Source organism: Bacteroides parvus, assembly GCF_017309675.2.
Lineage (GTDB): Bacteria > Bacteroidota > Bacteroidia > Bacteroidales > Bacteroidaceae > Bacteroides > Bacteroides uniformis.
Genome location: NZ_CP084680.1, coordinates 213,664 through 227,787, shown reverse-complemented (window position 1 = coordinate 227,787; position 14,124 = coordinate 213,664). Strand labels below are relative to the sequence as shown.

The 14,124-nt window shown below is 47.8% G+C and carries 8 protein-coding genes; 7 read left to right on the top strand and 1 reads right to left on the bottom strand.

All coding sequences use genetic code 11. The features are described from left to right. Window positions 1-7: 7 nt before the first annotated feature. The gene (locus JXR92_RS00930; RefSeq protein WP_138344905.1) at window positions 8-1,807 is read right to left on the bottom strand and encodes a glycoside hydrolase family 2 protein; all 1,800 of its coding nucleotides are present in this window, start codon (window positions 1,805-1,807) and stop codon (window positions 8-10) included. 227 nt (window positions 1,808-2,034) lie between these two features. Here JXR92_RS00930 and JXR92_RS00925 point away from each other — a divergent pair, with 227 nt between their 5' ends. The 7 genes from JXR92_RS00925 (at window position 2,035) to JXR92_RS00895 (ending at window position 14,061) form a co-directional block, all read left to right on the top strand. After that, entirely contained in the window at window positions 2,035-3,132 is a 1,098-nt protein-coding gene (locus JXR92_RS00925; RefSeq protein WP_138344907.1) for a glycoside hydrolase family 43 protein, read from the top strand. Between the two features lie 221 nt (window positions 3,133-3,353). Beyond that, entirely contained in the window at window positions 3,354-5,849 is a 2,496-nt protein-coding gene (locus JXR92_RS00920) for a glutaminase domain-containing protein (RefSeq protein ID WP_138344909.1), read from the top strand. 17 nt (window positions 5,850-5,866) lie between these two features. Next, window positions 5,867-8,173: a GH92 family glycosyl hydrolase gene (locus JXR92_RS00915; protein WP_138344911.1), complete on the top strand. Its 2,307-nt coding sequence runs from the start codon at window positions 5,867-5,869 to the stop codon at window positions 8,171-8,173. A gap of 129 nt (window positions 8,174-8,302) precedes the next feature. Beyond that, window positions 8,303-9,307, top strand: a complete 1,005-nt coding sequence (locus JXR92_RS00910) for a glycoside hydrolase family 43 protein (protein WP_098032184.1) — start codon at window positions 8,303-8,305, stop codon at window positions 9,305-9,307. Window positions 9,308-9,342: 35 nt separating this feature from the next. Then, a complete protein-coding gene (locus JXR92_RS00905; protein WP_138344913.1) occupies window positions 9,343-10,827 on the top strand; it encodes a glycoside hydrolase family 125 protein in 1,485 nt (494 codons plus the stop codon). An 8-nt stretch (window positions 10,828-10,835) separates the two neighbouring features. Next, entirely contained in the window at window positions 10,836-12,893 is a 2,058-nt protein-coding gene (locus JXR92_RS00900) for a beta-L-arabinofuranosidase domain-containing protein (protein WP_138344915.1), read from the top strand. 79 nt (window positions 12,894-12,972) lie between these two features. Beyond that, on the top strand, window positions 12,973-14,061 hold the full coding sequence (locus JXR92_RS00895; protein WP_117600803.1) for an acyltransferase: 1,089 nt from the start codon (window positions 12,973-12,975) through the stop codon (window positions 14,059-14,061). Window positions 14,062-14,124 lie beyond the last annotated feature (63 nt).

Below are 14,124 nucleotides of genomic sequence, written 5' to 3'. Positions count from 1 at the left end.
ACCCACGTTATTTAAGGTTGGTATGTGACGAAGGTATCTGTTCAAATATGGATTTGATACGCTTCATGTCCAGTTTAGGAGTGCGATCATAATAATAAACTCCGTTCTTTTCCTGTTCCACATCGGTAAGTTGTGTATAACAAAAACCTACTACATGTTTTGAGTTTTTCAGCGCCTTTATTTGTGAGTCAAGGCGTTTGTAAAACTCTTCTTCTGTTTGCGGGATGTTGCCGTATCCCCACGAGTTTTTACGTTCTTCGGCTTTCATCCATCCGATTCCTCCGAACTCATCTACCATATACGGTTGTCCTTCGTACACAGCCAAGAAATTCTTATTGGCATTGCGATATGGCTCTTTTCCGTCTTTGAACTCTAACTGTTCTTCCAATTTGTTTCCCTCCTGTGTGTAGTTGTGCACACTCCAGATGTCGGTAAGTATGTGGTCATCGCCACTGGCGTCATTTATAGGCCGTGTGGCATCCATGCTTTTGGTGACATTATACACATCGCGAATCAGGCGCGGATAAGTACTTTCCCTGCTTCCCCATGTCTCGTTGAATGGAGTCCATGTGACAAGAGACGGATGGTTACGGTCGCGGGCTACTATGTCGCTCCATTCGCTGATGAAGTTTCGCACGGCAAGTTCGTCATTGATGTCCATTCCCCAACTTGCGCTTTCGCCCCATGTGATGTAGCCTAATTTGTCTGCCCAGTAATAGTATCTTTCTTCGAATACCTTTTGGTGAAGACGGGCGCCATTGAAACCTGCGCTTTTTCCAAGCATGATGTCATTCTTGAGTGCTTCGTCGGACGGAGCTGTCCATATACCGTCGGGATAGTATCCCTGGTCAAGTACGAGACGTTGGAAGTAAGGCTGGTTGTTGAGGTAAAATATGCCGTTTGCCGTATGTACCTTTCTCATTCCCGCGTATGAATGAACTTCGTCCACTATGTTACCCGACATGTCTTTTACCCTATAAATTAGGTCGTACAAAAATGGAGATTCCGGTGACCATAATTTCGGCTTCTTCACCGGAAGTACTATACATGCCGAGTTAGAGCATTTTACTTCTTTTCTTGCTATGATTTTGTCTTCGTCTTTAAGTACCACTTCCAAGATGTTGTCCGATTCGTTATGGAACTCTGGGAGTATTGAAAGTTGGTTTTGGTCTATGTCGGGACGTACGACAGACGATTTCAGTCCGTTTTTATCTACCGCTTCAAGCCAAACTGTTTGCCAAATGCCTGTAACACGAGTGTATGAACATCCCTCGGAGTGGTATCGGGAGCATTGCTTTCCTCCGGTTTGCTTTCCAGAGCGCAAATTGTCCTTCACATGGACTACAAGGTTGTGCGTGTTTCCCGGAGTGACAAAGCGTGTCAAATCTACGGAAAAAGAAGAACTGCCTCCCCAGTGTTCCTGCACGCTTTTTCCGTCAATGTAAATCTCGGACCAATAGTCTATCGCACCGAAGTTCAAGAATATCTTTTTATCCTTCCAGTTTTCCGGTATTGAAATCTTTCTTTGATACCACATGCAATTGATGAAATCGGTGTGTGTTACACCTGACAATTTGCTCTCGGGACAAAACGGCACGGTTATATCCTTGCCTAGATGTTCGGAATTGTATAACTGGCGGTTTTCTCCCGATTGCCCGAAGTCGAAATCGAAAGTCCATGTACCGTTCAGGTTAATCCACTGCTCGCGTTCGAACTGAGGGCGAGGATACTCTTTTCTGGGTAAAGTCTCAGCATTACCAAACTGCGCCATCAATAGGAATATGGCGACAACGATAAGTTTTTTCATTGTTCTTGATTGTTTTAAAATGGTATTAATCATATTGAAAGTCTTTTCAATTTCCACATAAGGATTTCTCGACTACAAATATTCCCCAAAGAATCAACATGTAAAGCCATATACTGATTTATAAAAGAAAAAAACTGTTCAAAAAGCCCTATTTATACGTTTTTTATTACTTTTGTGTGCGTCTTTTGATATTGATAGCAACTCATTTCATTAAATCTAATCTTGATATGCGTAAAAGTTTAGTCTTTGCTATAATCATGGTGATATGCAGTGTGACTTCATGCCTGCATAAAGTTTCAGAAAATAATGATTGCGTTTCGAACACGTTTCAAAATCCCATTCTATCCTCAGGGCATAATCCGCAAGCTATTTTTTATAAAGGAAAATATTACTATACGCATGAAACGAACGATAGGATATTGCTATGGGAAGCCGATGATATAACAGACATGGGAAATTCTTTATGCAAAGAAGTGTGGAGACCGAAAGAAGATGTGGGAAGGCACAACTTATGGGCACCGGAGATACATAGGATTAATAATAAATGGTATATATATTATGCCGCGGATGACGGTAATACCGACAACCATCAGATATTTGTGCTTGAAAATGATGCAGAGACACCAATGACAGGAGAATTCAAGCAAAAGGGACCGATTATTTCCAATATAGATTGGAACTGGGGAATACATGCGTCAACGTTCGTGCATAACAACACGCAATACCTTATTTGGAGCGGATGGTCTCAACGAAGAGTGATGGAAGAGACTCAGTGTATATACATAGCAAGCATGAAAAATCCGTGGACACTCAGCAGTGAAAGGGTGATGATTTCAGAGCCTACATTCAGTTGGGAAAGACAATGGATAAATCCTGATGGCAGTAGGACGGCCTACCCGATATATGTCAATGAAGCTCCATATTTTATAAAGTCGCTCAATGGCGACAAGTTGTTTATCTTGTATTCGGCAAGCGGATGTTGGACACCTTACTATTGTGTGGGATTATTGCACTGCGATGCGGATGCCGATTTGTTGGCTCCGGTTTCATGGGTCAAGGAAAAGGAACCGGTATTTTCTTTGTCTATGAATGATAGTGTATGGGGACCTGGCGGCGCTTCGTTTGTTCCATCGCCCGACAGCAGCGAGTGGTACGTGTTGTATCACGCCAGAAATCTGCCCAATGGAGTAATCGGCAGTGGCGAACTGAGGTCGCCACGAATACAGAAAATATCATGGGATGAAAGAGGTTTCCCGGTTTTAGGTACTCCTGTCAGCCTGAATAAGCGTATGCAGAAACCCTCGAACAAGAGTAAGCAGGATTAAGCGTGTATGGGGGATTATAATGCTAGACCCACAAAAAAGTAATAAAAGAAGCTTGTACAGGGCTTTTTGAACAGTTTTTTTCTTTTATAGAGCAGTATGTGTCTTTATATATTGGTGCTTTAATGGATATTTGCAATCAAGAATTTTTTAATGCGAATGAAGTATCGTAATTTTATTCGTTAGAGGGCATCAATATTAACATATATAATTATACAAACGATATGAGAAAAAAGCTTTTATACCCCTTGTTGGCATCATGCCTTTTTGCGTGCAGTGACAAGGATACGTCTTATGAAGTCGTCAAGAATGACTTGAGAGCTCCAGCCTACCCGCTTGTTACCATCGACCCTTATGCCAGTGCATGGTCCATGAGCGATAACCTTTATGACAGCCCCGTTCGCCATTGGACGGGTAAGGATTTCCCTCTGATTGGCGTGGTGAAGGTAGACGGTGTTTCCTACCGTTTTATGGGGACTGAAGAATTGGAGATGAATGCAATCGTGCCCACCTCTCAGCAAGGGGACTGGACTGGACGGTATATCACAGACAAGCCCGCTGGCGACTGGGCATCTGCCGATTACAATGATTCCGGATGGAAGTCGGACCGTGGTGCCTTTGGTACCAAAGAAAATGAGCCTACAGCCAAGACCCAATGGGGGACCCGCAATATTTGGGTGCGCCGTACGGTAAATATCGACCGCGATTTGACCGGCATACCTGTCTATCTGGAATTCTCCAATGATGATGATGCCGTATTCTATATCAACGGAGTGAAGATACACAGTACGGGAACCACATGCAATAAGAACAAAGTCGTGAAACTTTCCGATGAGGCTTTGGCTGCTTTGAAACAAGGAGACAACATCATTGCCGCCGAGTGTATCAATCCGGTCGGCAACGGTCTGCTCGACTTCGGCCTGCAGATTCCGAAACATCAGGAAACCGTGTTTGGCAACACAGCCGTGCAGACCTCTGCCGACGTGCAGCCCATGCAGACACACTACGCTTTTACCTGTGGTGATGTCGACTTGAAAGTCACTTTCACGGCACCTCTTTTCATGGAAGACCTGAAGCTGTTGAGCCGCCCCGTGAATTACCTTACTTACAGTGTTGCTGCCCGTGATGGCAAGGAACACGATGTGGAGGTGTACTTTGAGGCCTCGCCGCGCTGGGCGCTCGACCAGCCTTACCAGCAATCTGCAAGCGAGGGATATGAAGCTGACGGGCTGCTTTACTTGAAGAGCGGAAGCAAAGAGCAGAATATCCTGGCTAAGCAGGGCGATGACCTTCGCATTGACTGGGGATATTTCTACATGGTTTCCGGTAAAGAAAACACAGCATACAGCATCGGCAACAGTACCGAACTGCGCAAGAACTTCGTGAACGGCACCTTTAATTCAGCTTCGCTTGCGGGTGAGGACAGCAACGGGAATATGGCCTTGGTGCGTGACTATGGTAAAGTGAGGAAGGTTACCGATAAGATAATGCTGGGATATGACGACATCTATTCCATCCAATACTTCGGTACAAACTTGCGTCCTTACTGGAACTCGAAAGGCGACCGTACCATCGAGTCGGAAATGCTGGCCGCCTACAATGAGTATGACGAGTTGCTGGCACGCTGCTATGTCTTCGATAAAAAGTTAATGGAGGATGCTTCTGCCGTAGGCGGCAAGGAATATGCCGAACTCTGCGCGTTGGCCTACCGTCAGTCCATTGCCGCCCACAAGCTGGTGGAAGCCCCCAACGGTGACCTTTTGTGGCTGTCGAAGGAAAACAACAGTAACGGCTGTATCAATACGGTGGACCTGACCTACCCCTCGGCTCCCCTCTATCTGATCTATAATCCTGAACTGGAGAAGGGCATGATGAACGGTATCTTCCATTATAGTGAAAGCGGCAAATGGACCAAGCCCTTCGCCGCCCATGATTTGGGTACCTATCCTCTTGCCAACGGACAGGTTTACGGAGGCGATATGCCGGTTGAGGAGAGTGGAAACATGCTGATTCTTACGGCTGCCATTGCTGCCGTAGAGGGCAATGCCGGCTATGCGGCCAAACATTGGGAAGTGCTCACCACCTGGACCGACTATCTGGTGGAAAAGGGACTCGATCCTGAGAACCAGCTCTGTACCGACGACTTCGCCGGACACTTTGCCCATAACACGAATCTTTCCATCAAGGCAATTTTAGGGGTGGCCTCTTATGGCCGGTTGGCCGAAATGCTCGGCAAGAAGGATGTTGCCGAAAGCTATACAACGAAGGCCCGTCAGATGGCGGCTGAGTGGGAACGTATGGCCAACGACGGTGGCCATTATCGTCTGACCTTTGACAAGCCGGGTACCTGGAGCCAGAAGTACAACCTTGTCTGGGATAAATTGCTCGGACTGAATATCTTTGACACAAAAATTGCAGAAATGGAGATACCTTATTATCTGACGAAGCAGAATATTTATGGTTTGCCTCTGGACAGTCGTGAGACTTATACCAAGACCGACTGGATCATGTGGACTGCTACAATGGCTCCTGACCTGGCCACTTTCCGTGAATTCATCGTCCCCTTGCATAAGTTCATGAACGAAACGATAGACCGCGTGCCTATGTCCGACTGGGTGTTTACCGACAAGCCCAACTGGCGTGGCTTCAAGGCCCGCTCGGTAGTAGGCGGATATTACATGAAAATGCTTGAAGGCAAGCTGATTGGAAATAAACAATGACAAAATCTATTAAACGAATGAAAAGACTTTTTGCATGGGGAACCGCCCTCCTTCTTGTAGGTGGTATGCAGGCGGCCTTACTGCCGGTTGACGAGCCGATTACTCCTGTTGATTACGTCAGCACCTTGGTTGGCACGCAATCCAAGCATGCCCTTTCTACGGGCAACACTTATCCTGCTGTGGCAATGCCTTGGGGTATGAATTTCTGGACACCACAGACCGGTACTATGGGGGATGGATGGGCTTATACTTATGATGCCGACAAGATTCGCGGATTCAAGCAGACACACCAGCCCAGTCCGTGGATTAACGATTACGGACAGTTTGCCATTATGCCTATCACCGGAAAGGTGGCTTTCGACCAGGACGAGCGTGCCAGTTGGTTTTCTCATAAAGCCGAGACTGCCACTCCTTATTATTATAAAGTCTATCTTGCCGACCATGATGTGACGGCGGAATTTGCTCCTACCGAGCGTGCCGCTGCCTTCCGTTTCACTTTCCCTGAAACGGAGGAAGCCTATGTGGTGATCGATGCCATGGACAATGGCTCTTTTGTGAAAATCATTCCGGCTGAAAAGAAAATCATAGGCTACACCACCAAGAACAGTGGTGGTGTGCCAAGCAATTTCAAGAACTATTTTGTATTGCAGTTCGATAAGCCTTTTACTTATACTGCTGCCGTGAAGGACGGAAAGATTGCCCCCCGTACCACCGAGGCAGGTGCCAATCATGCCGGTGGCATCATAGGTTTTCATACCCTCCGTGGCGAGCAGGTGAATGTACGTGTGGCTTCCTCATTCATCAGTCACGAGCAGGCCGAGTTGAACTTGAAGGAACTGGGTGACCGGACGCTTGAAGAGGTGGCGAAAGCTGGGCGTGACGAATGGAACCGGGTACTGGGCCGCATTGAAGTGCAGGATACCGACCTCGACCGTCTGCGTACTTTCTACTCTTGTTTCTACCGTTCGGTGCTTTTCCCGCGCAGTTTCTACGAGATAGATGCGCAAGGTCAGGTAATGCACTACAGCCCCTATAATGGTGAGGTGCTGCCCGGCTATATGTTTACCGACACCGGTTTCTGGGACACTTTCCGTTGTCTTTTCCCTTTCCTTAATCTGATGTATCCATCCATGAATGCCAAGATGCAGGAAGGGTTGGCCAATACTTACAAGGAGAGCGGTTTCCTGCCCGAATGGGCCAGTCCGGGACACCGTGGGTGCATGGTGGGCAACAATTCTGCCTCTGTGGTGGCAGATGCTTGGCTGAAGGGACTGCGCGGCTACGACATCGAGACATTATGGGAAGCTGTGAAGAACGGTACGGAGAAAGTGCATCCCGAGGTTTCCTCTACCGGACGTTTGGGACATGAGTATTACAATAAGCTGGGTTACGTGCCTTATAATGTGGGAATCAACGAGAATGCAGCCCGTACGCTGGAGTATGCCTATGACGATTGGTGCATCTACCAGCTGGGACTTTCGCTCGGCAAGTCGAAGAAAGAACTGGCTCCTTTTGCCAAACGCGCGCTGAACTACCGGAATCTTTTCGACCCTGCCCATAAGTTGATGCGCGGCAAGAATGAAGACGGTACATTCCAATCGCCGTTCAATCCCTTGAAGTGGGGTGACGCCTTCACCGAAGGAAACAGTTGGCATTATTCATGGTCGGTTTTTCACGATCCGCAAGGACTCATTGACCTGATGGGTGGCAAGGACTTCTTCAACCAGATGATGGATTCCGTGTTTGTGTTGCCGCCTGTGTTCGACGAAAGTTATTATGGCAGTGTCATCCACGAAATTCGGGAGATGCAGATCATGAATATGGGTAACTACGCTCACGGCAACCAGCCTATACAGCACATGATTTACCTCTATAATTATTCCTCCCAGCCGTGGAAGGCGCAGTACTGGCTGCGTGAGGTTATGGAGCGTATGTACAATGCCAATCCCGACGGCTATTGCGGTGATGAGGACAACGGCCAGACATCTGCTTGGTACGTGTTTTCAGCTTTGGGATTCTATCCCGTCTGTCCGGGTACAGACCAGTATGTGCTGGGTGCTCCTCTTTTCCGTTCTGTACGTCTGCATTTGGAAAATGGTAAGACTGTGACGATTGAAGCTCCTGAAAATAGTCGTGCCAACCGCTACGTGCAGAAACTCACTGTGGATGGCGTTGACTATACACGCAACTTTCTGACACACGAGCAACTGACGAACGGCTCCTCACTGCGCTTCACTATGGACAATGTGCCCAACAAACTGCGTGGGACAGGAGAGGAGGATGCTCCTTACTCCTTCTCGAAAACGCTTAAAAAGAAGAAGTGACCTCAAAGCCAAAACCATAGCAATTAATGATGAGGGTGTGCCGAATGTCTGACGGAGTGATAGCTGAAAAACGTTTTGACACACCCTCTCTCTTTTACGATAAATCACTGTTTGAAAACCCTATTTACCATGAAACTTAAGAAACTTACTATTTACTGCTTGGCATTGTTTTGCTCCTCTTCTTCCGTTTATGCGCAATCTGGTGAAGAAGTTCAAAAGAAACGTAGCGGCAATCCGATTTTTCCCGGTTGGTATGCCGACCCTGAGGGAGTAGTGCTGGACGGGAAGTTCTGGATTTATCCTACATATTCCGCTCCTTATGATGAACAGACTTTTATGGATGCCTATTCTTCGCCCGACTTGGTGCATTGGACCAAACATCCACGCGTGCTTTCAAAGGAAAATATCCCATGGTTGCGCCGTGCTTTGTGGGCGCCGGCTGTTATCGAGGCCAATGACCGCTATTATCTTTTCTTCGGAGGGAACGATATACAGAACAACTCTGAGATTGGCGGCATCGGTGTGGCTGTGGCAGACAATCCGGCAGGTCCTTTCAAAGATGTGTTGGGCAAGCCCCTGATTGATAAAATTGTGAATGGCGCACAGCCCATCGACCAGTTTGTGTTCCGTGATGACGATGGCACTTACTATATGTACTATGGCGGATGGGGGCATTGCAACATCGTGAAACTGTCTTCCGATTTACTTAGTGTCGTTCCTTTTGATGATGGCACAGTCTATAAAGAAGTGACTCCTCAGGACTATGTGGAAGGTCCTTTCATGTTGAAACGTAACGGAAAGTATTACTTCATGTGGTCGGAAGGCGGTTGGGGAAGTCCCGACTACCGTGTGGCCTATGCCATTGCCGACTCTCCTTTCGGGCCGTTCCATCGCGAGGGAATCATTCTTCAGCAGGATGCCGATGTGGCTACCGGTGCCGGACATCATTCAGTGGTGCGTGGAAAAGGTAAGGACGAATGGTACATCATTTACCACCGTCGCCCGTTGGGAGAAACGGCAGCAAACAGCCGTGCCACCTGCATTGACCGGATGTACTTTGACAAAAAAGGAAAGATAAAGCCGGTGCGCATGACTTTCGAGGGAGTGAAAGCTACCACCCCTCCACTTGACTAATAGCAATTTTCAATTCGAATTTATATAGAAGAAATATGAGTCTTAATTCCAAAAAGATTTGTTTCAGTCTTGTTCTGGCTGCGGCTGCCGGGATGGTTCAGGCTGTCAATAGTAGCTGCCTTCTTGCCGATGCGGGCTTTGTAGCCGTGCAGGATAATACGGCATCTGCCGGTAACTATACCTCTAACCGTCCTAAAGAGAAACAACGACTTTTCCGTTCCACTGCCGTGGAGAAAGAGATTGTCCGTGTACAGAAACTTTTGAAGAACCGCAAGCTTTCCTGGATGTTTGCCAACTGTTTTCCAAATACGCTGGATACTACTGTGCACTTCCGCAAGGGCAGCGATGGAAAGCCTGATACTTTTGTATATACGGGTGACATCCATGCTATGTGGTTGCGTGACTCAGGGGCGCAAGTATGGCCATATGTGCAGCTTGCCAATAACGACCCGAAACTGAAAGAGATGCTGGCCGGTGTTATTCTACGCCAGTTCAAATGTATCAATATCGACCCATATGCGAATGCTTACAACGATGGTGCGCTACCCGATGGGCATTGGATGAGTGACCTTACTGACATGAAGCCCGAACTGCATGAACGTAAATGGGAAATCGACTCGCTTTGTTATCCTTTACGGTTGGCTTATCACTACTGGCAGGTGACGGGTGACACTTCGGTTTTCGGTGCTGAATGGCTGGAAGCCATCCGCAATATTTATACTACTTTTTGTCAGCAGCAGCGCAAAGAGGGTGCCGGTCCCTACAAATTTCAACGCAAGACGGAGCGTGCGCTCGATACGCTGAACAATGATGGTCTGGGTGCTCCTGTCCGTCCGGTGGGACTTATCGTGTCCTGCTTCCGCCCGTCGGACGATGCCACAACGCTTCAGTTCCTTGTGCCTTCCAACTTCTTTGCTGTCACTTCCTTGCGTAAGGCTGCCGAGATTCTGGAAACAGTGAACAAGGAGACTGCTTTGGCTGCCGACTGCCGTGCCTTGGCCGATGAGGTGGAAATGGCTTTGAAACGCTATGCAACCTACAATCATCCTGAATTTGGTACCATTTATGCTTTCGAGGTTGATGGTTTCGGTAATCATTTGCTGATGGACGATGCCAATGTGCCTAGCTTGCTTGCCATGCCCTATCTGGGAGATGTAGACGTCAATGACCCTATTTATCAGAATACCCGCCGTTTTGTGTGGAGCGACAGCAATCCTTATTTCTTCAGCGGCAAAGCCGGTGAGGGTATCGGCGGACCGCATATCGGCTATGACATGGTGTGGCCTATGAGCATTATGATGAAAGCTTTCACAAGCCGGGATGATGCCGAAATCAAAACTTGCATCAAGATGCTGATGGATACGGATGCCGGTACGGGCTTCATGCACGAGTCGTTCCATAGGGATGATGCTGCCAACTTCACCCGCCCTTGGTTTGCCTGGCAGAACACCCTTTTCGGTGAGTTGATATTGAAGTTGGTTAATGAAGGGAAGGTGGATTTATTGAATAGCATTGATTAAGATATAACATGAAGAACTTATATACATGGGTGGCTGCCTTCCTTTTCGTGGCATTGGCAATTTCGGTTATGGCTTGTACTTCTGCCTCTTCTGCTGGTACGGTGACGGTGGTTGACCGGCCGGATATACATGCTGTCAATACTAATTATATGGGTTACCGTGCCCCGCTTCGTCCATTGAACTTTATAAAATTGCCAGTAGGCAGCATCCGTCCCGAGGGGTGGGTAAGGAAATTTCTGGAGTTGCAGCGCGACGGCCTGACCGGACATTTAGGGGAAATCAGTGCTTGGTTGGAAAAGGATGACAATGCTTGGCTTACGACCGGTGGAGACCATGGTTGGGAGGAAGTTCCCTATTGGCTCAAAGGGTATAGCAGTTTGGCATATATTCTGAATGATCCGAAGATGATAGAAGAAACCAAATACTGGATCGAAGGCGTATTTGCCAGTCGCCAGCCGGACGGTTATTTCGGCCCGGTCAACGAACGCAATGGAAAACGCGAACTTTGGGCACAGATGATTATGCTCTGGTGCCTGCAATCTTATTACGAGTATTCTCAAGACCAGCGTGTCATAGCCCTGATGACAAACTACTTTAAATGGCAGATGACGGTTCCCGACGACCAACTTCTGGAAGACTTTTGGGAGAATAGTCGTGGAGGCGATAATATCATCAGCATTTACTGGCTTTACAGCCATACGGGAGATGCTTTTTTGCTCGAATTGGCCGAAAAGATTCATCGCAACACTGCGGACTGGACTCAGTCGACCTCTTTGCCCAACTGGCACAACGTAAACATTGCCCAATGTTTCCGTGAGCCTGCCATTTATTATATGCAGACCGGTGATTCTGCCATGCTGAAAGCCTCTTATAATGTCCATCGGCTGATCCGTCGTACTTTCGGGCAGGTGCCCGGTGGCATGTTCGGGGCGGATGAGAATGCCCGTTTGGGATATATCGACCCTCGCCAAGGGGTGGAAACCTGCGGGCTGGTTGAGCAGATGGCTTCCGATGAAATTATGCTTCGCATAACGGGCGACCCCTTATGGGCCGAGCATTGCGAAGAAGTGGCATTTAACTCTTATCCGGTTGCCGTGATGCCGGATTTTAAAGCGTTACGCTACATCACTTGTCCGAACCATGTCGTCAGTGATTCCAAAAATCATCATCCGGGCATCGACAACCGCGGACCGTTTCTTTCGATGAATCCTTTCAGCAGTCGTTGCTGTCAGCACAATCATGCACAAGGCTGGCCCTACTTTGCCGAGCATCTGGTTTTGGCAACTCCCGACAATGGAGTGGCAACGGCTCTTTATGCAGCTTGCAAAGCTGTGGTGAAAGTAGCTGATGGAAAGGAAATCACTTTGCACGAAGAGACGAATTATCCTTTTGAGGAAGACATCCGTTTTTCTGTCTCTACCGAGGGAAAAGTCGTCTTTCCGTTCTATTTCCGAATTCCTTCATGGACTCAAAAGGCGAAAGTGTGCGTGAATGGTGAGGAAGTGGATGCGGTTCCCGTGGCAGGGAAGTATCTCTGCATCCATCGCGAGTGGTCGGATGGAGACTGTGTGGAATTGACATTTCCGATGTCTTTGTCCATGCGCACCTGGCAGGTCAATAAAAACAGCGTAAGTGTGGATTACGGTCCTCTCACGCTCTCTCTTAAGATTGCAGAGAAATATGTAGAGAAAGACAGCCGCGAAACGGCCATCGGTGATTCTAAATGGCAAAAAGATGCTGACCCTCAAAAATGGCCCACTACTGAGATATATCCCGGCAGCGCGTGGAATTATTCGCTGGTGTTGGACAAGACAGAACCCTTGAAACACTTCGAGGTAATCCGTAAATCATGGCCGGCCGACGACTACCCTTTTACGGTGGCCAATGTACCTTTGGAGGTGAAGGCTGTCGGCCGATTGGTTCCCGAATGGGAAATAGATGAAACCGGGTTGTGTGGCGTGTTGCCCGAAGAGGATGCAGCGAGAGGCGACAAAGAAGAAATCACACTCATCCCTATGGGAGCTGCGCGGTTAAGGATATCTGCGTTCCCGAATACAAGAGAATAAATTGATGAATGATGCGGACAGTAGTGAAGTGCTGACATCTTTAACTCCTGACTTGCATAAATAGAAAACTTAAAATAAAATGAAACGTATTGCTTTTTTGGATTACGTGCGCGTGTTTGCGTGCTTCTTGGTCATGTTGGTTCATGCCAGTGAGAATTTTTATGGAGCTGCCGGCTCTACAGATATGGTAGGACCGCAGTCTTTCCTTCAGAATGAGGCCGATAGGTTGTGGGTATCAGTTTATGATGGTTTCTCTCGTATGTCTGTGCCTCTGTTCATGATTGTTTCGGCTTACCTGCTTGCACCGATGAAGAAAGGACAGAGCTGTTGGCAGTTTTACCGCAAACGTTTCCTGCGCATCATGCCACCGTTCGTCTTTTTCATGGTACTATATAGCACGTTGCCCATGTTGTGGGGACAGATAGATGGCGAACAATCTCTGAACGACCTTTCACGTATCTGGCTGAACTTTCCTGCGCTTGCCGGGCACTTCTGGTTTATGTATCCGTTGATAAGTCTTTATCTGTTCATTCCGGTCATTTCACCGTGGCTGGAGAAGGTTTCGGCTAAAGAAGAACGTTTCTTCATCGGACTGTTTCTGATTTCTACTTGTATACCTTTCCTCAACCGTTGGTTTGGTGAAGTATGGGGACAGTGTTTCTGGAACGAATATCACATGTTATGGTATTTTTCGGGTTATTTAGGCTATCTTGTGCTGGCACATTATATCCGCGTGCATCTTACTTGGGGGCGCTCCTTGCGTCTGCGGGTCGGTTTCTTGCTTATGCTGGTCGGCGCGGCGGCTACCATATGGTCGTTCTATGTCCAGGCTGTTCCAGGAGTGGTTCATTCTACACCGGTCATTGAGGTGGGATGGGCTTTCTGTACCCTTAATTGCGTGGCGTTGACGGCAGGCACATTTTTGTTGTTCGGCTGTATCAGCATTCCGCAGCCTCCGCGCATCATTGCCGAAATGTCTAAACTCAGCTACGGCATGTTTCTTATGCACATTTTCTGGCTTGGCTTGTGGGTGTCGGTGTTTAAGTCTACATTGGGATTGCCCACTGTGGCTGCCATTCCGGTTATAGCGGTATGTACGTTTATCAGTTGTTTCGTGGCAACCAAGCTCATCTCGTTGATACCGGGCAGTAAATGGATTATCGGGTAAAAACCTTGTATTCGCTTTCCCGTTGAAGGCTCGGGAGCTGTCAATTGCCTGCTGCTAACCTCA